17 protein-coding genes are annotated in these 20,252 nt (G+C 71.4%); 11 read left to right on the forward strand and 6 right to left on the reverse strand.

Annotation, left to right across the window (positions count from 1 at the left end):
* Nucleotides 1-191: 191 nt before the first annotated feature.
* Nucleotides 192-779, forward strand: a complete 588-nt coding sequence (locus EDD30_RS03220; RefSeq protein ID WP_071806551.1) for a hypothetical protein — start codon at nucleotides 192-194, stop codon at nucleotides 777-779.
* A 100-nt stretch (nucleotides 780-879) separates the two neighbouring features.
* Complete coding sequence (locus EDD30_RS03225) at nucleotides 880-2,457, forward strand: FMN-binding glutamate synthase family protein (RefSeq protein ID WP_071806550.1); 1,578 nt, start codon at nucleotides 880-882, stop codon at nucleotides 2,455-2,457.
* A gap of 71 nt (nucleotides 2,458-2,528) precedes the next feature.
* On the opposite strand, the gene EDD30_RS03230 is transcribed toward EDD30_RS03225, so the two are convergent.
* From EDD30_RS03230 to EDD30_RS03240, 3 genes are all read right to left on the reverse strand, one after another.
* Entirely contained in the window at nucleotides 2,529-3,368 is an 840-nt protein-coding gene (locus EDD30_RS03230) for a hypothetical protein (RefSeq protein ID WP_148088111.1), read from the reverse strand.
* A 107-nt stretch (nucleotides 3,369-3,475) separates the two neighbouring features.
* On the reverse strand, nucleotides 3,476-3,871 hold the full coding sequence (locus tag EDD30_RS03235) for a hypothetical protein (RefSeq protein WP_143162822.1): 396 nt from the start codon (nucleotides 3,869-3,871) through the stop codon (nucleotides 3,476-3,478).
* Between the two features lie 163 nt (nucleotides 3,872-4,034).
* A complete protein-coding gene (locus EDD30_RS03240; protein WP_211277881.1) occupies nucleotides 4,035-4,538 on the reverse strand; it encodes a VOC family protein in 504 nt (167 codons plus the stop codon).
* A gap of 135 nt (nucleotides 4,539-4,673) precedes the next feature.
* On the opposite strand from EDD30_RS03240, the gene EDD30_RS03245 reads away from it, so the two are divergent.
* The 3 genes from EDD30_RS03245 (at nucleotide 4,674) to EDD30_RS03255 (ending at nucleotide 9,117) form a co-directional block, all read left to right on the forward strand.
* Nucleotides 4,674-5,183 carry a hypothetical protein gene (locus tag EDD30_RS03245; RefSeq protein WP_071807311.1) on the forward strand — a complete coding sequence of 170 codons (510 nt, stop codon included), beginning with the start codon at nucleotides 4,674-4,676 and terminating at the stop codon, nucleotides 5,181-5,183.
* A 202-nt stretch (nucleotides 5,184-5,385) separates the two neighbouring features.
* On the forward strand, nucleotides 5,386-7,551 hold the full coding sequence (locus tag EDD30_RS03250) for a TerD family protein (RefSeq protein ID WP_071807312.1): 2,166 nt from the start codon (nucleotides 5,386-5,388) through the stop codon (nucleotides 7,549-7,551).
* Nucleotides 7,552-7,710: 159 nt separating this feature from the next.
* Complete coding sequence (locus tag EDD30_RS03255) at nucleotides 7,711-9,117, forward strand: protein adenylyltransferase SelO (protein WP_071807313.1); 1,407 nt, start codon at nucleotides 7,711-7,713, stop codon at nucleotides 9,115-9,117.
* Between the two features lie 94 nt (nucleotides 9,118-9,211).
* On the opposite strand, the gene EDD30_RS03260 is transcribed toward EDD30_RS03255, so the two are convergent.
* Complete coding sequence (locus EDD30_RS03260; protein WP_123678042.1) at nucleotides 9,212-10,405, reverse strand: aminotransferase class V-fold PLP-dependent enzyme; 1,194 nt, start codon at nucleotides 10,403-10,405, stop codon at nucleotides 9,212-9,214.
* A 300-nt stretch (nucleotides 10,406-10,705) separates the two neighbouring features.
* On the opposite strand from EDD30_RS03260, the gene EDD30_RS03265 reads away from it, so the two are divergent.
* The 5 genes from EDD30_RS03265 (at nucleotide 10,706) to EDD30_RS03285 (ending at nucleotide 16,252) form a co-directional block, all read left to right on the forward strand.
* Nucleotides 10,706-11,080 carry a response regulator transcription factor gene (locus tag EDD30_RS03265; protein ID WP_071805007.1) on the forward strand — a complete coding sequence of 125 codons (375 nt, stop codon included), beginning with the start codon at nucleotides 10,706-10,708 and terminating at the stop codon, nucleotides 11,078-11,080.
* Nucleotides 11,077-13,170, forward strand: coding sequence for an ATP-binding protein (locus tag EDD30_RS03270; RefSeq protein ID WP_071805008.1), 2,094 nt, complete (start codon nucleotides 11,077-11,079; stop codon nucleotides 13,168-13,170). The genes EDD30_RS03265 and EDD30_RS03270 overlap by 4 nt, the downstream gene beginning before the upstream one ends.
* A 169-nt stretch (nucleotides 13,171-13,339) precedes the next feature.
* Complete coding sequence (locus EDD30_RS03275; protein ID WP_071805009.1) at nucleotides 13,340-13,951, forward strand: hypothetical protein; 612 nt, start codon at nucleotides 13,340-13,342, stop codon at nucleotides 13,949-13,951.
* A gap of 119 nt (nucleotides 13,952-14,070) precedes the next feature.
* Entirely contained in the window at nucleotides 14,071-14,877 is an 807-nt protein-coding gene (locus EDD30_RS03280; RefSeq protein ID WP_071805010.1) for an ATP-binding protein, read from the forward strand.
* Nucleotides 14,870-16,252: an ATPase domain-containing protein gene (locus tag EDD30_RS03285; RefSeq protein ID WP_071805011.1), complete on the forward strand. Its 1,383-nt coding sequence runs from the start codon at nucleotides 14,870-14,872 to the stop codon at nucleotides 16,250-16,252. Before EDD30_RS03280 ends, EDD30_RS03285 begins: the two co-directional genes overlap by 8 nt.
* A gap of 27 nt (nucleotides 16,253-16,279) precedes the next feature.
* Here EDD30_RS03285 and EDD30_RS03290 read toward each other — a convergent pair whose 3' ends face one another.
* Nucleotides 16,280-17,398 carry an AI-2E family transporter gene (locus EDD30_RS03290; RefSeq protein WP_071805012.1) on the reverse strand — a complete coding sequence of 373 codons (1,119 nt, stop codon included), beginning with the start codon at nucleotides 17,396-17,398 and terminating at the stop codon, nucleotides 16,280-16,282.
* A gap of 40 nt (nucleotides 17,399-17,438) precedes the next feature.
* A complete protein-coding gene (locus EDD30_RS03295) occupies nucleotides 17,439-19,559 on the reverse strand; it encodes a LamG domain-containing protein (RefSeq protein WP_143162642.1) in 2,121 nt (706 codons plus the stop codon).
* 137 nt (nucleotides 19,560-19,696) lie between these two features.
* Here EDD30_RS03295 and EDD30_RS03300 point away from each other — a divergent pair, with 137 nt between their 5' ends.
* Entirely contained in the window at nucleotides 19,697-20,248 is a 552-nt protein-coding gene (locus EDD30_RS03300; protein WP_071805014.1) for a PadR family transcriptional regulator, read from the forward strand.
* Nucleotides 20,249-20,252 lie beyond the last annotated feature (4 nt).

The following is a 20,252-nucleotide window of genomic DNA, read 5'->3' on the forward strand; positions in this document are numbered from 1 at the left end:
CTGGGCCAGTTCCCTAGCCGGCACGGCTGCGCACCGGTCGATTCGTGCGCCGTGCACGTGGTGCAGGATCGGCCGGCGTCACGGTCGCTGACGTGTACGCCGGAAGCGTGACGGTCCGCAGCGATCGGCCACCGGGCGGAAGCCGGCGTGAGACCGTTCGGGGAAGCCGACCCTACGAGCGGGGAGATCCGATGGTCACGGTCCCGGCGGGCAGCACGCTCCTGCTGCGGTGCCCGGGTGAGCAGCCGCTCGCGCTGATCGTGCTGGCCGAGGTCAGTGCGGCGTTCGTGGCCGAGCTGCCGCCGATCTCGGTACTCGGCCCGGACGGCCCGGGCACCCGCCGCTTCGGCATCCTCGAGCTGGTCAGCAGCGCCGGTGTCACCTGGGTCGAGGCGGAACTGCGCGACGGCATCCTGGCCCTCACCGGCGACCCACCCACCGACGTGGTCCAGCGGCGCGGTGCCGCCCGGCGCCCCGGCACGTACGCCGCGACGGGCACCGCCCAGCTCGACTCCGAGCCGGGCCGCCGGCTGGTGGCGGTGTCCGGTCAGGTCGAGGACGTGTCGACCAGCGGCCTGCTGCTGCGCGCCGCGCCCGCCGACAGCGTCCACCTGCCGCCCGGCATCGTGCGCACCTTGCTGCACATCAGCATGCCGTGGGGCGACATGGCGGCAACGGTCACGACCGTCGACCAGCGGGCCGACCAGTTGCGTGGCACGTACGAATGGATGGACCCGGCTGACGAGGCAGCCCTGAGCGCCTTCTGCTCGGCGCGCTGAGCATGCCCGCGACCCAGGACCGACATCTGACGTATTTCCGGCGTGAGAGTCCAGTCCTGCGGCTGTTTAGCAGCCCGGCCCGGCGGCAACATGATCTGGCATGAAGCGGGGTATCGGCGCGGCCGCGGCAGCCGCAGTGTCGGCGTTGGTGGCGGTCGCCGTCCGTGATCTCCTACAGCGTGACCACGCGCTGCTGCGGAACTTCCCGGTCATCGGCCACGGCCGGTACCTCATCGAGGCGATCGGCCCCGAGTTGCGGCAGTACGTGGTGGCCGGCAACAACGAGGAGCGGCCGTTCACCCGGGACCAGCGGCGCTGGGTGTACGCGTCGGCGAAGAAGGAGAACAACTACTTCGGCTTCGGCACCGACAACGACATCGAGTACACGGCCGGCTATCCGATCATCAAGCACCGTACGTTCGGGCGGGCGGTGCCCCGGTCCACGCCGGCTGCCGGGTATGAGGCCTCCGTACCGTGCGCGAAGGTTCTTGGGTCGGCGCGCGGCCGGGCGCGGGCGTTCCGGCCGGAGTCGGTCGTCAACATCTCCGGCATGAGCTACGGCTCCCTGTCCGGCAACGCGATCGAGGCGCTGAACCGTGGCGCGGCGCTGACCGGCTGCCTGCAGAACACCGGGGAGGGCGGGCTGTCGCCGTACCACCGGCAGGGCGGCGACCTGGTCTTCCAGATCGGCACCGCGTACTTCGGCTGCCGTGACGAGCGCGGCCGGTTCGACCTGCAGCGGCTCAAGGACCTGGTGGCCGGCGCCCCGGTGCGGGCGCTGGAGATCAAACTCAGCCAGGGCGCCAAGCCCAGCCTCGGGGGCCTGCTTCCGGGCGCGAAGGTGTCCGCGGAGATCGCCACCACCCGCGGTATCCCGCAGGGCGTCGACTGCGTGAGCCCGTCTCGGCACGCCGAGTTCTCCGACACCGACAGCCTGCTCGACTGGGTGGAGATGCTCGCCGCGGAGACCGGCCTGCCGGTCGGCATCAAGTCCGCGGTCGGCGACCTCGACTTCTGGGACGAGCTGACCTCGCTGATGGCCACGACCGGGCGCGGCGTCGACTTCGTGACGATCGACGGCGGCGAGGGCGGCACCGGCGCGGCGCCGCTGATCTTCACCGACACGGTCTCGCTGCCGTTCCAGGTCGGCTTCGCCCGGGTGTACGCGATGTTCGCCGAGCGCGGCCTGCACGAGCAGGTCGTCTTCGTCGGCGCCGGCAAACTCGGGTTGCCGGACAACGCCGTGGTCGCGTTCGCGCTGGGCTGCGACATGGTCAACGTGGCCCGTGAGGCGATGCTGGCGATCGGCTGCATCCAGGCGCAGAAGTGCCACACCGACACGTGCCCGACCGGCGTCGCCACCCAGAACCCCTGGCTCACCCGGGGGCTGGACCCCACGCTCAAGTCCGTACGCGCCGCCAACTACGTCAAGACGCTGCGCCGCGACCTGCTCAAGGTCGCCGAGGCGTGCGGCGTCGAACATCCCGGCCTGATCGACACCGGCTCGGTGGAAATTCTCGACGGCCGCACCGCGGCAACCGCCCTGGACCAGGTGTACGGCTACCGGCCCGGCTGGGGCCTGCCGTCGAAGGCGGACCGGGTAGCCATCGCCGAGCTCATGCGCATCACCGAGCCGCAGGGCGGCAGCGCCACGCCGTCGCGGTCGGCGATGTCCTGAGCCACTACCGGGGCACGCGTGTCACCTACGACCACGACGCGGCTCATCGATCTGAGAACCGTTCATCACGGTCAGCCAGGCGGTGCCGGTGGACAGCCGGGCGCGGGCGGCGCGGCCGGAGGGGGACCCGGCGGGTACGGCAGGGCCGGGCCGCGGTACCAGGGGTGCGGTGCATGCGGGGGCGGCATCGGCTGGCCGGGCACCGGCCAGGATCCCACCGGCGGGACGAGAGAGGGCACTCGCCGCCATGGCCGGAAGTGCCGGTCGGACGAGCCGGTGAGCAGCAGGATCATGGTCGCGACACCCAGCAGAAGGCCGAACGCGACCGCGGTCATGCCGGTCACGTCGACGGCTATCGACCAGCCGCCGGTGTCGAGCCGTGCCAACTCTTCGTACAGGGCCATCTCGCCCTCGCCCGTGAAGTTCTCCTCCACGAAGGCGCCGTCCTCCACGGAGACGCCGTCCTCGACGAAGAGGTCATCGGGCGGGCCGGCCAGCAACCCCAGCATCAGCACGCCGCCGAACAGGCCGCCGAACAGACAGCCCAGCAGTCCCAGAACCGGCGGTATGCCGAGCCCCACCAGACTGAGGATCCGGGCGATGTTGCTGCCCCGGCGCACCCACACCGCGGCGAGGCCCAACCACACCGCCAACACCACGAGCGGCACGGCGACCGCCAGCGTGGTGGACAGGTTCATCGAGCGCTCGAACGAGACGTCGGCCGGACTCGCGCCGACCGCCCGCGCCGCTCGTCCGATCAAGGCGTCGTGCCGGATCGCCTCCGCCACGGCCGTCGCGATCATCAACAGCAACGTGCCGACGAAGGCCACCTGAAACGCGAACGCGGCGGTCACCGTCGTCGGCCGCGGCGCAGCCGCTGGGCCCGCCGGGTCGGTAGCTGTCTGGATCACGGGTGGCACGGTACGGCCTGCGCGCCGCGAAGGGGCAGAGCCGGACGGGTGCATCCGGTCCCCTGACAGGACACCAGCTCAGCGACCACAGGCCGACCTTGCCGGCCTCAGCTTCGGACGACGACCTTCTTACCGGAGGCTGTGACCGTGCAGGAGACGGTCTTGCGCGTCCACGGGTTCGTCGCGAAGACCCGAACTCCGCGGCGCACGTCAGTCACCTTGATCATCTTCAGCCGTGCCTTGGTGTGGAATGCCGACACCTCACGACGCACGGCCTTGCGCAACGACGTGACCTTCACCGTCGCTCCACGTGCCGCACGACGCGCTGCCGCGGCGCCGCCGTGGCTGACCTGCCTGACGTAGGCCGGCATATCCACGTACCACACGCCTACCGCCAACGGCGCCTCGCCGATCACGGTACCCGCCGCCGGCAGGGTGACCGTCTGCGGCGCGTACGTGTACGTCAGCGTCACGACGAAACTGCCGGCCTGGATGCGAGCCAAGTCGTCCGATCCCAACGTACGGACATCGGCAGTTCCGCGCACTCGCGACCGCCGGCTCAACCCACGACCCGTACGAACTGTGCGGCCAGAATCGGCCGTCATCGCAGTGAACCTATCGCGCGGTGACCTCCCAACGATGTCTCGCACGCTCCGACCATGGGCGTCAGCCGGTGATTACCTCGTGCAGGCAGAGGATGTTGCCGTCGGGGTCTTCGAACCAGGCCGCCTTCTCCGCACCCAGTACACAGACGTGGTCCACGGTCTTGAACCCCGGCAAATCGTAGTCGGCGAACACCGCGCCGCGACTCTTCAAGTCCTTGATCGAGGCATCGATGTCGGAGACCTCGAAGCTGATCGTCGTGTGCTCGGCCCGGGCGCCGGCCGGCTTCTCCATCAGGGCCAGCGTCGCACCGGAGCCCACGTCGAACAGCAGCTTTCCGTCTGCTGCCGTGCCGCGGTAGGGCAGTCCGAGGACGTCGCTGTAGAAGGTCCGGGCGGCATCGGGCCGGGCGACCGGGAGGATCATGGTGACAGCATTGGCGGCAAGACTCATGGCGGCCAGCTTCCTGAACGGGACGTTCATCGACCCTGTCACGCCCGAGGTGCGGCGCACAATCACGGTCTCGGGGGAAAACCCGCCGATCTTGGCGTCATAGCGTCCCAGCAAACCCCGCCCGATATCGGCGAATCACCCACGCACAGCGTTCGGCGCCCGCGATTCTGCAGAGCGCGTCTGCACGCGGGGCGGTGCGAGACTGGTTCGGTGGAGATTTCTTTCGCCTTCGGTGGCGAGCATGGGCGTGTGCTGGCCGACGTCGTTGCCAATCTCGATCCATTGACGGTCGGCAAGAGCGAGCAGGACCGCGGCATGCCGATGTGTACTGCGACCGTCGAGTTCAGCGCTCGTGGATACCGGGCGTTGCTGGGGTGGGTGCAACTGGTTCGCGAGCCGGACGCCTCAGGGCCTTTCGTCGTCGACCCCTTCGACCTGTTCGAAGACTCCACCGCGCCCTTCGCGTGGTACGGGATACAGCCGGTGCTGTTCGACGCTCCGTCTCGCAGGCGGGAGGGCCCGGTGCAGTGGGAGGCGCACAGCTTCCTGACGATCGGACCGTGGGATGACGACCGGCGGCTTGTCGTGCCCCTGGCCGGATTCGCCTGGGGCTACACGCAGCGGTCACGAACCGAGGATCTGCGCTTGTCGCCGATGAAGCTTCTCGGGGCGGCCGCCTGGGACGGCCACCGCTCCTACCTGACGGAGAAGTATCCCGATTGGATCTTCGGCGGGGAAGAACACCTGCCGGGCAACTGAGGAGCGCTGGCGTGGCACACCGACGGACTGCTGACAGGCACCGGTATTCGAGGTGCCGCGGATCGGGGAGTTCCCGTACGCTCCTGCGCAGAGGCCTAGCCCGGGCATACTTCGACAACTCTCAGATGAACTCGCCCGGGCACTTTCCTCACATCGGCGCCGCCTTGCGGCGCCGATTTCCTATTGTGAGCGGGGGTTGCGGATGGACGCGCTGGAGCGGATCGGATTCGACCGCCTGGGGCTGGTCGTGACGCCGGCAGGCACCGCCACCCCGGCCGTGTCCGCGCCGCTGCTCGCCGAGTTTGCGCACGTGGGCGTGCGGTTCGTCAATCCGGAGGCGATCACTGACGGCCTGGCCGGACCGCACCGCGAGTTGATCGCACACGTACGGGCCGAGCGCGGCGAAGCCGGCGACTACGCACCGTTGTTCCGCGGATTCCCGGACCGCCTGCCCGAGTTCGACGACGCGGTGTTCCGGTTCCTCGTCGCGCGCGTACGGATGATCGGCAGCGACGACACGCCGGACGCCTGGCGCGAGGCGCTGGACTTCAGCCGGATGGGCTGGTGGCCGGCGTCCTCGATCCCGCAGGACACGGCGCGGGCGGAGGCCGACCGGCGCGCGCAGGCGCTGCTGCCCAAGGACGGCCGGGTCGAGTGGATCACCGTGCGGCTGGTCGGCGCCGCCGAGCTGGAGGCGCGGCTGCGCGAATGGATGCGGGACTGCTTCGCGAGCGCCGCGTCGTTGCGCGAGGATGTGCAGAGCGACCTCGGCGTGCTGGTCAAGCTGCTCGGGGTGGGCGATCTCGAGATGGGCGACGTCCGCTTCCGGGAGAACCGCGTCCTGTTGTTCGAGCTGCTCTGGGCGCTCGACCGCAAGCTTCTGCCGTCGACCGGGGCCACGCCGGACGACCTGTTGCGCCTGTTCGCCAAGCTCACCGGCGGCGACCCCAGCCTGACCGCGCCGGTCGGTTATCCGCGCCTGTCCCGCGCCGACCGCCGGGTCGTGGTGAACACCTTGGAGGCGAGCGACCGGCTGGGCGACGTCTTCCGCCGTCGGGGGCTGTGGCTGGCGATCGACCGCGGCCTGCACGTCGGCGAGTTCCGTGCGCCCCGGGTACGGGAGACCTTCGCGCGCCTGCGGGACAGCCGCCACGACCGGGGCTCGTTCCCGTCACGGTTCGAGCGGCTGCTCGCCGCGGACTATGCCGCGGCGGTACGCCTGGCCGCCGCCGAGGCGCCCGGGTTGCTGGGACGGGGCCTGCGCCGGCTCGCCGCCGTGGCCACGGGGCAGCAGCAGCGGGCCGTGCTGGTCGAGGCGCTCACCGGCGCGGCGGAGCGGATCCCGCTGCGGGTGCTGTTCGCCGCCGGCGCGCAGCTCGCCGACAACGGTCGCACGTACCCCCGCGTGGTCTTCGGCAAGGACGGCTCGGCGCTGCCGATCCTGCGGCGGCCCGGCCACCTCGCCGTGCCGGAGGAATTCCGCAAGGAACTGCTCGGTGCGCTCGACGCGGCGGTGGACCTGCGGATCGCGGCCAAGGGCGGCTGGTACGGCGAGACCGTGCACGTCGAGCCGGGCCTGGACCGGCTGCTGCTGCCGGATCAGCTCCGCGCCACGGCACAGGGGCTGGTGCAGGTGGAGCGGGGCAGCCGGTTGCCGATCGGGCAGGCCGAGGTGGTACGGCTGTTCGTCCACTGGCGGGAGGCCGAGGTGACCAGCGACCTCGACCTGTCCTGCATCGCGCTGGACGCGTCGTTCGGCATCGCCGGCCAGGTGTCCTGGACCAATCTCGCCGACGGGATGATGACCCACTCCGGGGACCTCACGTCCGCGGAGGAGGGCGCCGAGGAGTTCCTCGACATCGACCTGGCGAAGGCGGCCCGGGCCGGGCGCGAGCGGGGCTGGCGCTACCTGGTGCCGGTGGTGTTCCGCTACTGCGGGCCGACGTTCGAGGCGCTGCCCGAGGCGTACACGGGGTGGATGCTGCGCGACGACGCGAGCAGCAAGGATCGCGTGTTCGACCCGGCCACGGTGGTCAACGCGTTCGCCCTGACCGGCCTCAAGCGCTGCGCCGTGCCGATGTTGCTCGACCTGGAGACCCACGAGATCCTGTATGTGGACGTCTACCTGAACGGGCAGCCGCGGCCACGGGTCGAGCAGGAAGGCCACGACGTCGCCACCCTGGTGTCCGCGGTGGTCGGCCGGCACCACACCAAGACGAGCGTCGCGGCCCTGGCCCTGCGTCACGCACGGGCCCGCGGCGCGGCGCTGGTCGACGACCCGGGTCGGGCCACGATCACCTTCGGGACGAGCGCGGACTGCACCTATGACGCCCTCCATCCGGAGAAGCTTCTCGCCGACCTGCTCTGAGGATCACCGGAGGCCCCCGGCCAGCAGGTGGACGCCGCCGAGGAGGGAGGCGCGGCCGGGTGACGGGACTCCGTCGAGTTCACCCGCACGCCCGACCAGACCCAGCAGCTCCCCGGCTGCGCGAACACCTCCAGCCGTAGCGACCCGTACGCTCGAGGGGTGGGCATCGCATCGACACCGACCGTGACCCTCGGCAACCGCTTCGCCCGGGAACTGCCGGAGCTGGCCGTCGCCTGGCAGGCCGAGGAGGCTCCCGGCCTGCGGCTGCTGGTGCTCAACGAGCCGCTGGCCGCCGAGCTGGGCCTCGATCCCGCGTGGCTGCGCGGCGACGGCCTGGGCCTGCTGGCGGGCACCGCCGTCCCCGAGGGCGCCACCCCGGTGGCACAGGGCTACGCCGGGCACCAGTTCGGCGGGTTCGTCCCGCGGCTCGGCGACGGCCGGGCCCTGCTGCTCGGCGAGCTCACCCGTCCCGACGGCGCCCTGCGCGATCTGCACCTCAAGGGCTCCGGGCGGACGCCGTTCGCGCGCGGCGGCGACGGCCAGGCCGTCGTGGGCCCGATGCTGCGCGAGTACGTCGTCAGCGAGGCCATGCACGCCCTCGGCATCCCCACGACCCGCTCCCTCGCCGTGGTCGAGACCGGCCGGACGGTACGCCGCGAGACCCCGCGGCCGGGAGCCGTGCTCGCCCGGATCGCCGCGAGCCACCTGCGGGTCGGCAGTTTCCAGTACGCCGGGACGACCGGCGACGCGGACCTGCTGCGCCGTCTCGCCGATCACGCCATCGCGCGGCACCACCCGGACGCCGGCTCGTACCCCGGCCTGTTCGAGGCGGTGGTCGCCGCGCAGGCGGCGCTGGTGGCCCGGTGGATGCTCGTCGGTTTCGTGCACGGGGTCATGAACACCGACAACATGACGATCTCCGGCGAGACCATCGACTACGGTCCGTGCGCGTTCCTGGACGCCTTCGACCCGCGCGCCGTCTACAGCTCGATCGACCACGGCGGCCGGTACGCCTACGGCAATCAGCCGGCCGTGGCCGAATGGAACCTCGCCCGCCTCGCCGAGGCCATGCTGCCGATCCTGCACGACGACGAGGGCGAGGCGGTCGCGGTCGCGGTGGAGGCGCTGGGCGGATTCCGCCGCCGCTACCACGCCGAGTGGTCGGCCGGCATGGGCGCCAAGCTCGGCCTGTCCGCGGAGGCCGCCGCTCCCCTGGTCGACGAGCTGCTGCCGCTGCTGCGGGAGAAGGGCGCGGACTACACCTCGTTCTTCCGTACGCTCCCCCGGACCGTCATCCACGGCGACGAGGCCCTGGACGACTGGGCGGCCCGCTGGCGTGCCCTGGAGCCGGACACCGCCGCGATGGACCGGGTCAATCCGGTATACATCCCCCGCAACCATCTCGTGGAGGAGGCTCTCGCCGCCGCGGACGAGGGTGACCTGGATCCGCTCACCCGCCTGCTGGACGCCGTGACCCACCCGTACGACGAACGGCCGGAGCTGGCGCGCTACGCGGCACCCGCACCGCCCGACTTCGGCACCTACCGCACGTTCTGCGGCACTTGATCCGGAGCCGCGCGTGCATGAAGGACGGGACGCCGCCGTCGGGCATGAGGCCGGCGACGACGAGCACGCCCCCGGGTGCCAGGCCTCGTTCGGGTCACCACGAACGATCCAGGCCGGCGAGGACCGTCAGCAGCCGGTCCACCTCCTCGGGGGTGTTGTAGACGTGCAGGCTCACCCGTACGGACGCGGTCTTCTCGCCCTCGTCGCCCTGGCCGTGACCGTCCGCGCGGACCAGGATTCCCTCGCTGGCCAGGATGAACCCCAGGTCGTGGGAGCCGATGGCGCGGTGGCGGAACGCGATGATGCCCTGGCGCTGCGGCACGCCTGAGTCCGCGGTCAGGCTCTGCCGGCAGCCGAGGACCTCGTAGCTGGGCAGCGTCCGCAGGCCTTCGGTGAGCCGTGCACCGAGCGCCGTGGTCCAGCGGGCGATGCGCCCCAGCCCGGCGGCGTCCAGCCAGTCCAGCGCCGCCGCCAGGCTGATGACGCCGGTGGTGTTCGGCGAGCCGCTCCAGCCGGCCGGCACGTACGCCGGACCGCGGGTGTTGCGGGCCCAGATCGCCCCGATGCCGGGCAGCGCCATCGCCTTGTGCCCGGAGAACACGACGAAGTCCACGTCCAGCTCGGCGGTGGACAGCGGCAGGCGGCCGACCCCCTGGGCGGCGTCGAGGCAGATCGGGATCTCCGGCCCGGCCGCCGCGCGCAGCCGGGGGACGTCCATGTCGTTGCCATAGACGTGGTGCACGTGGGTGGCCGCGATGAACCGCGTCCGGTTGCTGACCAATGCGGCGAGCCGGTCGGCGTCGTAGTCGCGGGCCTCGTCGTACGGCATCGGCGTGACCCGGATGCGGGCACCCTGGCGGCGCAGTAGCTCCGCGGCCTCCAGCCACGGTTCGGCGTTGGCCGCATGGTCGGCGAACGGGACGATGATCTCGTCGCCGTCGTGCAACTGCGGGGCCAGCCAGTCCCGGGCGACGGCGCGCAGCCCGTCGGCGGCGCCGCCGACGAAGTGCACCCCGGAGCCCTGCGGCAGAGGGTCGTCGAGGAAGCGGCGCAGCCGGTCGCGAGCCTGCTCGATGCGCGCGGTCGTGCGGTTCACCCACGGGTACGTGCCGCGGGCCGCATCGGCGTTGCCGGTGGTCAGGTAGCTCATGACGGCGTCGAGGACCGCCTGCGGCTTCTGCGCGGTGGCGGCGCTGTCCAGATAGGCCACGTCGGGGTTCGCGACGATCAGCGGGAACTGGGCGCGCAGCTCCCGCTGCCACCGCCGGAGCTGCTCGGGGAAGGCCATCTCAGTGCCGGACCAGCTCGGCGACGAGCTCGTCGGCGATTACGGTCTCGATTCGCGGTCTGAGGTAAAGCGTCAAATGGACTCCCAAGCCGAGTCGTGGCGCCGTCATTGCCGCGGGGTCCGACCATCACGCTAACCGATTTCCGATCGGGGTGGAATCCGCATACTCCTCGAATGTTCGTCAATACTTCTGTCCATTATTCGGCACGGATGGCGTGCAATTGCAGATTACGGGCCCGGTTCCCGGCTCAGCGCCGCCCGGCGTGCTGCCGATAGGACACGGGGAAGGGGGTCCGGCGGATGGCGCGCCTGCTGGTGGTCGACAACGAGCCGGACATCTGCGCCCTCATCGCCCGGCATCTCGTCCGCGCCGGGCACGAGGTGCTCTGCGCCCACGAGGCGGCGACCGCCCTCGCCGAGGTGGCGTTGCACGGCCCGCCCGACGCCGCCGTGCTGGACGTCGACATGCCCGGCGTGGACGGCTACGAGCTGCTCGAACGGCTGCGGACGGCGCACCCGCGGCTCCCGGCGCTGTTCCTGACCGTGCTGTGGGGCGCCGACGTGCAGACCAGGACCGAGGACTACGACGCCCGGTACGTCGCCAAGCCGTTCACCGCCGCCGCGCTCTGCGACGCCGTCGCCGACCTGCTCGCCCAGCCCGGGACGCCGCGGTGACCCCGGCGACGTCGCTGCTGCGCACGGCCGGCTTCGCGGCGCTGTATCTCGCCACCACCTGGCTGGGCCGGCAGACGATCATGGACGGCACCAACCTCAGCCTGGTGTGGCCCGCCGCCGGAGTCTCGGCGGTGTGGTTCCTGGTCCAGTGGCGGTCCCGCTGGCGGGCGTGCGACGCGCTGGCCCTGGCGGGCGTGACGCTCGTGGTGAACACGGCGACCGGAGCGCCGCCGGTGCTGGCCCTGATGTACGTGGCCGCCAACCTGGTCCAGGCGGGTGTGTTCGTTTACCTGTTCCGCCGCTGGCTACCCCATCTGTGGGGCGGCGGCGGCGACCAGCCGCTGGCGCGGCTCGCCGAGCTCTGGCGCCTCATCGGGTCGGCCTTCCTGGCCAGCGCGGCCGGGGCGCTGATCGGCCCCACCGCGGGCTGGGTCGTCCACGGCGTCCACTCGTGGCCCGCGACCGCGGTGTGGCAGACCCGCAACACCGTCAGCATCCTGCTGATCGGCGCGGTGGGCCTGCGCCTGGGCCACCTGGTGCACCGGATGCGCGCCGGACCCGCGACGGGGGTGTGGACGAGGGTCCGGAGCCGGCTCGCCACGCTCACCTGGCCGCGCGCCTGCGAGTATGTCGCCGTCGTGGTGGTGTCGGCGTTCACCTACTTCATCGCGTTCGGCGCCGACCACGGGCTTCCGCTGGCCTTTCCGCTGCTGGCGATGACCGTCTGGGCGGCGGTGCGGCTGCGTACCGGATTCGTGGTCCTGCACGATCTGGTCTTCGGCTCCGTGGCCGTGCTGTACACGCTGCACGGCGACGGGCCGTTCGCGCACGTCGGCGACAACGCCGGGCGTGCCCTGATCGCCCAGGCATTCGTCGGCATGGTCGCGATCGTCGGCCTCTCCCTGGCCCTGGGCCGCGACGAACGTTCCCGCCTGCTCGCCGATCTGCGCGCCTCCGAACGGGCCGCGGCCGACCAGGCGGCCACGCTCGGCACCATCGTCGACGGCATGGCCGAGGGTCTCGCCGTGCTCGACGAGCAGGGCAAGCTGATCCTGCGCAACCCGGCCGGCGTCCAGCTCCTGGGCGGCGCGGTGAGCAAGACCGGCCGCATCGCCGACAGCGAGTTCTACGGCCTGTTCCATCCCGACGGCACCCCCGTCGACGCCGCCGACCTGCCCTTCCGCCGGGCGCTGCTGACCGGGGAACCGCACAGCATGGACATCGTCGTGCGCAACGCCCAGGTCCCGGACGGGCGGGTCCTGCACGTGACCGCCACCCGGCTGCCGCATCTCATCGACGGGCGCCCGTGCGCGCTGAGCATCTTCAGCGACGTCACCGCCGAGCGCCGGCACCGCGACGAGCTGGCCTCCTTCGCCGGGGTCGTGGCCCACGACCTGCTCAACCCGCTCGCCACCGTCCAGGGATGGTCCGACGCGGCGCTGGTCGCCCTCGAGGACGCACCCGCGCACGACGCCGTCGAGGACGCGGTCGACGGGCTGCAACGGGTACGGCGCGCCGGCGCCCGCATGCGGAACCTCATCAACGACCTGCTGGCGTACACGACCGCCCGCGACGCCGCCCTGGCGCCGGCGGACGTCTCGCTGACCGCGCTGGTGTCCGAGATCGCCACCGCGCGCGCCGACCAGGCGGAGAGCGCCGGCGGCCCGGTGCCACGCTTCCACGTCGAGGACCTGCCCGGCGTGCACGCCGACCCCGTGCTCATCCGCCAGGTGCTGGACAACCTGATCAGCAATGCGGTCAAGTACGTGGCGCCGGGCGTCACCCCGGAGCTCGGGATCTCCGCGGCCGACGCCGGCAACGACTATGTCGAGGTGCGGGTCGTCGACAACGGGATCGGCATCCCCGCCGGGCAGCACGGCAGGGTGTTCGACAACTTCCACCGCGCCCACCGGACCGCGGGCTACGTCGGCACCGGGCTGGGGCTGGGCATCTGCCGCCGGATCGTGGAGCGGCACGGCGGCACGATCGTCGCCGAGCCCGGCCCGGGCGGGCGCGGCACGTGCATCCGGTTCACGGTGCCGGCCTCGGTGGCCGTATCCGCACACCGGCACGCCACCTCGCCCGGGTGACGGACCGGCCGGCGCCGGAGCACCGAAACCCGGGTGACGGACCGGCCCGCGCCGGAGCACCGAAACCCGGGTGACGGACCGGCCCGCGCCGGAGCACCGAAACCCGGGTGACGGACCGGCCCGCGCTGAAGCACCGAAAAGGGACGCTTCGTTCACCTAGGCTGATCGGGTGACGTGGCTGGACGTGATCGGCTGGACCGGTTCGGCGCTGCTGGTGTGGTCGCTGCTGCAGAGCAGGCTGCTGCGCCTGCGGGCGCTGAACCTCGTCGGCTGCCTGGTGCTCATCGGCTTCAACGCGGCCGTCGGGGTCTGGCCGATGGTCGGGCTGAACGTCGTGCTCTCCGTCATCAACGTGTGGTACCTGACCCGGATGATGATGAGCCGGCACGACGAGCGGGCGTACCGGGTGGCGGAGGTCCGTCCCGGCGACGAGGTCCTGGCGCACGTGCTGGCGCTGCACCACGACGACATCGTCAGCTTCAACCCCGGCTTCCGGGCGGACGGCGGCGACGACCGGTGCGCGTTGCTCGTGCTGAACGGCGACGAGATCGTCGGCGTGGTCCTGTTCCGCGTCGCCGGCGACCGGGCGCAGGTGGAACTGGACTACGTCACCCAGCGGTACCGGGACTTCACGCCCGGGGAGTTCGTCTACCGCCGCAGCGACCTGTTCACCCAGCGGGGATGCCGGACCGTCGTCACCCCTCCGGGTATGGTCTCGCCCTACTACGACCGGCTGGGCTTCCGCCGCGACGGCGACTCCTACGTCCTCGACCTCGGCTAGGCCTCGCGGATCCGTCAAATCATGAGGGGCGGCGCGAAATCGTCGCGCCCGTCCAGCCCTTCTTCCACCGCCGCCGCCGGGTCTACTCTGGGCACCGAGGTCCGAAGGAGGCGTGTGTCATGTCCTCATGGCCCGGCCCGGGATCGGCCGAACCGGTCGAGTACATCTTCCCCGCAACGCTGGCGGTGTTACGCGACATCCGGGCCTGCGTGACCCGGCTCGCGCGTGCGGCCGGCATCGCAGCCCCGGAAGTGGAACGCATCGTGCTGGTCGCCAACGAGATGGCAGCCAATGCCGTCGAACACAGCGGCGCCGATGCGGTCACCCTGCGCTGGGAGACCACCGACGACGGCGTGTGGATCACCATGGCGGATGACGGCGTGTTCGCGATCCGGGTGAGATCCCCCAGCGAGCGCGGCCTCGGGTTGAAGCTTGTCCTGGGCCTGGCCGACGAGGTCACCGTGCGGGCCGGGCGCCAGGGCGAGCGTGGCACCACGGTCCGGCTGCGCATGCGGGTGAGCTCCCGGCCGCGCGTCTCGCCGGCGGAGACCCCGGGGCCGTCCCGCATCCTCATCGTCGATGGTGACCGGTTCGCCGGGCGGTCGCTGTCCTTGTTCCTGGAGGCGGAGGGGTATCCCAACACCCTGGCCGGCTCCGCACAGGCCGGTCGCGCCGCGCTGACCGATCCGTTCCTGCTGGCGATCGTCGACCTCACGACCTCGAACGGGTCGACTCTGGCGCTGTGCGAGGAGATCACGCGGGTCGGGATCCCGGTTCTCACGCTGTCGAGCCTCCCGCCGCCCGCGACGCTGCGCCCGGACCGGTTCCTGCGCAAGCCGGTGCATCCCCTGGAGGTGTTGACGGCGGTCCGGCAGATGATCGCATCGCTCGTGACGGGCGCGGCGGCGAAGGCGCCTCATGCCTAGTCGACGGCTGTCCAGCGGGCGGCCCCGGCTCGACGCGGTCCTCGGCGGGGGGTTCGTCGATCCGTCCATCGCCGTCATCGCGGGTCTGCCGGGTACGGGCAAGACCGTCCTGGCACAGCAGTACGCGTTCGCGAACGGGACCGAGGAACGCCCGGCGCTCTACCTGAGCACCGTGGCGGAACCGCTGAGCAAGATCCTCTTCTTCGCCGAGGCGCTGACCTTCTTCGATCCCGACCGCGTCGGCCGCGACGTGTTGTTCGACGACCTCGGCAACCAGCTCGACGGCGCGGGGCTCACCGACGCCCTCGACCGCATCGTCGGCCTGGTCGAGCGGCGAGCGTGGTCGGTGCTGGTCATCGACAGCTTCCGGGCGCTGCGCTATCGGGCATTGAGCTCCCGCGACATCGAGAGTTTCGTGCATCAGCTCGCCGGCCGGCTGTCCGCGACCGGCACGATGGCACTGTGGCTCGGCGAGTACGACCGTGACGAGCTGGCGATCTGCCCGGAGTTCGCCGTCGCCGACGCCGCCGTCCTGCTGAGCATCGAGGACGACGGGCAGCGCGGCAGCCGCGCGCTGCGGGTGCTCAAGCTGCGCGGCAGCGACTATCTCTCCGGCGCGCACGCGTACCGCGTGGCGGCCGACGGCCTCCAGGTCTTCCCCCGGCTCAGCTCTGTCGACCACGCGCCGTACGAGCTCGGCGAAGGCCGGGCGACCTCGGGCATCGCCGCCTTGGACACCTTACTCGCCGACGGGTACTGGTCGGGATCGAGCACCCTGGTGATCGGCCCGTCCGGATCCGGGAAGACCGTGCTCGGGCTGCAGTTCGCCTTCGTCGGGGCGCGCATGGGCGAGCCGGCGGTGTTCGCCTCGTTGCAGGAGAACCGGGTGCAGCTCGAGCGGATGATCCGCGGATTCGGGTGGGACGTCGACGAACCCGGGACCATGCTGCGCTGCATGTCGCCCAACGACATCTACATCGACCAGTGGTACTACGAGCTGTTCGACACCATCGAGTCTCTGCAAGCGCGCCGGCTGGTCATCGACAGCCTCGGCGACCTCGCGGCAGCGTGCCCCGACCAGAAGCGGTTCCGGGAGTTCGTCTACTCCATGCTCAACCACTGTTCCCGCGAGGGAATCAGCGTGCTGCTCACCTTCGAGACGCCGGAGTTGTACGGCCAGACCGCTCTGTCGGAATTCGGGGTGTCGCATCTGTCCGACAATGTGATCCTGCTGCAGTACCTGCGCAAGCAGTCCATGGCGGCACGGGCCCTGACAGTGCTGAAGACGCGGGCCAGCAGTCACCTCCCGCAGACCCACGAGTTCGAGATCACCGCCGATGGCGTCGTCATCGGGCAACCGGTCACCCCCGCCTGAGAGGCATCGCGTCCCGAGGGACGGAACCTACGCGGCGTCCGGTGCCGGGCCGGGTTCGGCCGGATCGGGAGCCTCGGGCGCGGCCGGGTCGCTGAGCTGCTCGCGCAGATAGTTCCACAGCACCGCGATCAGCGCGGCGACCGGCACGGCCAGCAGGCTGCCGACGATGCCCGCCAGGCTGCCACCGAGCGTCACCGCCAGCAGCACCACCGCCGCGTGCAGACCCAGGCCGCGGCTCTGCACGATCGGCTGGAAGACGTTGCCCTCCAACTGCTGGACCACGATGATGATCGCCAGCACGATCAGCGCGTCCGTCCAGCCGTTGGAGACCAGCGCGATGAGCACCGCGACGAAGCCCGCGAACAGTGCGCCGACGATCGGCACGAACGCCGAGACGAAGGTCAGCACCGCCAGGGGCAGCACCAGCGGCACCCCCACGATCCACAGTCCGAGTCCGATGAAGACGGCGTCCAGCAGGCCGACGAACGCCTGCGAGCGGACGAACGCGCCGAGGGTGTCCCAGCCGCGGGAGGCCACGGTGGGCACGTCGGTGGAGAGCCGGCCGGGAAGCTGCCGGGTGAGCCACGGCAGGAAGCGCGGGCCGTCTTTCAGGAAGAAGAACATCAGGAACAGCGCGAGCACGGTGGTGACCAGGCCGTTGACGATGGTGCCGACCCCGGTCACGGTGGCCGAGACGATGCTGCCGACACTGCCCTGGATGCGCGCCACCGCGGCGTCCAGTGCGGAGGTCACCTGATCCTCGCCGATCCGCAGCGGTGGCCCGGCTGCCCACTCCCGCAATTGCTGGATGCCGTCGACGACGCCCTCGGCCAGCTCGCCGGACTGCGATGCGACCGGCACTGCGATGAGCACCACGATGCCGGCACCGATCAGCAGGAACAGCACGGTGATCAGGGACGCGGCCAGGGCCGGGGGCCAGCCGTGCCGACGCAGGAAGCGGGCCGGTGGCCAGGTCAGCGTCGTGAGCAGCAGCGCCACCACCAGCGGCCAGAGGACCGACCACATCCGGCCGAGCAGCCACAGCGTGACCGCCGTCATGAGGAGGACGAGCAGCATCTGCAGCGAGATGCGCGCCGACGTACGCAAGGCGGATCGGGTCTTCGCGGAACTCAGCGCGGAGGGCATGTGATCATGCTAGGCGAGGATGGTGCGGCACGCTGGACGGTCAGCGTCCTGCCGCGTGGTGCCAGGAGATCTGCTGATCGCCGAGCTGGGTGGGATAGACCACCACCTCGTCGAGGGTGCCGACGAAGTAGTCGTTGGCGGGACGGTTCGGCCGGCCCCAGAGCTGTGCGCCACCCCATCGCCAGTATCCGGTGAACGCCGGTCCGGTCGTGACCGCGGGGTTGGTGGCGACGCGGACGCCGTCCACGTACAACTTCAGCCCGGCGGGGCCCACGCTGGCGGCGGCATGGTGCCACTGCGCGTCGTCGTAGGCGACGGGACTGCGCACGTTGCCGGTGCCCACGCCGAAGCTGAGCCGCCCGCCGGAGTCAAGGTAGAGCATCCGGTCGGAGGTGCCCGTGTTCGGCGAGGTCGGGTGGGAGCTGAAGCCGACGAGATGTCCCCCGGCGCCGGTGCCGGCGCGGAACCACACCTCGACCGTGCAGTTTCCCGCGTCGGCGAACGCCGTGTTGTTGTAGGCGCTGATCCAGCCGCCGAAGGCGAGGGCGGAACCGGCGGCCTGCCCGCGCAGGGCACCGGGGACTCCGCCCGTCATGCCGGGTCCGGTCTGCACATCCCGGTCCTTGTACAGCCGGGTGATCTGGACCGCGCTGAGCGCCCGCGGGTAGACGCGCACCTCGTCGACGGCGCCGCGCCAGAAACCCAGGGGGCCGCCGTTGTTCAGCTGACGGCCGAAGCTCAGCCCTGCGGTGGCCTTCCAGGAGGCCGGCAGAGACTGCTCGTCCTCCTTCACCGTGTTGATGTAGAGCTGGCCGCTGGTCGGGGTGCGGACCACGGCCACATGCGTCCACTGGCCCGCCTGCGGCACGGACGTGCCCTCCAGGCGCCCGCTGGCGGCGTCGGCCACGTCGCCGGCAGCGAACCGCACCCGCCAGGTCCGGGCGGCGGCGTTGGCCTGGATGGCGAAGGCGCTCTGAAGGCTGCCCTCGGCGGCGACCGCGTTGCGGTCGATCGAGGTGTCGGTCAGGTAGAGCCAGGCGGCGACGGTGTAGGTCTGCTCGGTGTCGATCGGCACGCTGGACGTCAGCGCGTAGTCGCCGTTCCCGTCGAGCTGCAGCGCGTTGCCGGCGTGGCCGGACCCGAAGGTCGCGTCGCCGGCCAGGGTCGCCGTCTGCCCGACCACGTCGGCGGCGGTGGTGGCGCCGGGCGCCTCGTTCATACCCCAGTGCCCGGTGGCGGCGTCCTCGTACAGGCCCTTGATGTCGGCGGCGCTCACCACCCGGTTGTAGGTGCGGACCTCGTCGACGGCGCCCTTCCAGAAGTTGGACCAGGCGCCGTTCGCCTTCACCCGGCCGACGGTGAGCGGTCCGGTCGCGTTCACAGTGGCGGCGTACGCGACGTTGGCCTCCGGCTTGCCGTTGACGTACAGGTGGACCCTGCCGGCGCCGATGTCGCGCACCGTCGCCAGGTGGACCCACGTGTTCAGCGCGACCGCGGTGGTGGAGTTGACCCGGACGCCGGTCGGGTTGTCGGTGTCGGCGACGTAGCGCACGGACCAGCAGCCGCAGGCCCCGGTGCCGCTGACGAAGGCGTGGATGCCGAAGACGCTCTGCCGGGCACCCTCCTGGCCCATGGCGTACCGGTTCTGCGAGGCGTCGGTCAGGTAGACCCAGGCCATCGCCGTGTAGCTGCCCGTGGTGGTGAGCGGGGGGACGTCGGACTCGACGTAGTCGTCGACGCCGTCCAGGGCGACGGCGGCGGTGCCCATCCGGCCCGGCTTCTGCCACGAGGCGCCGTGCAGGGTGCCCTGGTTCACGACGCCGGAGTTGTCGGCGGCGACGGTGCCGGAACCCTCCTCGAACGCCCACACGGTGCTGGGGCCGTTCGTGGCGCCCGTGTTCGTGCCGGGCCGGGCGTTACCCGAGCTGTCCGCCACGGTGCCGTTGAGAGACGAGGTGAGCGCCTCCTCCTGGCGGTGGTACAGCGCCGGCCCGTCGGCCGCGATCGACTGCGTGAACCCGGGGAAGCCGGAGGCCGCCGCGAAGGTGCTGGCGAAGGAGGAGGTGGCGGCGGTGAACGCGGCGTGGGTCGTACCGAGCAGCATCAGCGGGACGAGCAGCAGGGCCGTCAGGAGCGGAACGCGCACGCGTGAATCGCCCACGGTCGCACCCTCCCTCCGCGTGCCGGAACCAACCCGTCGAGGATTCCGCCCCCACCTCAGGCACGGCTCAAGCCCGTCTCTGGAGACGCGCAGCAGTCCTGCTTGCTATGCAACAAGTTGCATAGCAGAATGCTCCTGTGGCGCTGGAGCACGCGATCCTGGTCTCCCTGCTGGAGCAGCCCGGGTCCGGATACGAGTTGGCCCGGCGCTTCGAGCGGTCCATCGGCCGGTTCTGGACCGCGACGCACCAGCAGATCTACCGCGTCCTGCGGCGGATGGAGGCCGACGGCTGGATCATTGCGGAGGAGGTCGACCAGGGTGGGCGCCCCGACAAGCGCTCCTACTCCGTGGTCGGCACGGGCCGGGAGGTGCTCGCCGCCTGGCTGCGCGACCCGGTGCAGCCGGAGGCCGTCCGGCACGAACTCGCGGTGAAGATCCGCGGGGCCGCGTTCACCGACGACGCCGGGCGCACCGCGCTCGTCGCCGAGGTCGAGCGCTACCGCGCCACGCACGAGGCGACCCTCGCCCGCTACCTGACCGGCGAGGTCCGCGACTTCCCCGCTGCTGCGCCGCTCGACGACCAGCACCGCCTGCAACACGTCGTGCTGCGGGGCGGCATCGCGTACGAGCGGATGGTCCTCGCCTGGCTCGACGACGTTCTCGACACGCTGCGCGGCCTCGGCCGCTGAGAAG

This window comes from Couchioplanes caeruleus (genome assembly GCF_003751945.1).
Classification (GTDB): Bacteria; Actinomycetota; Actinomycetes; order Mycobacteriales; family Micromonosporaceae; genus Actinoplanes; species Actinoplanes caeruleus.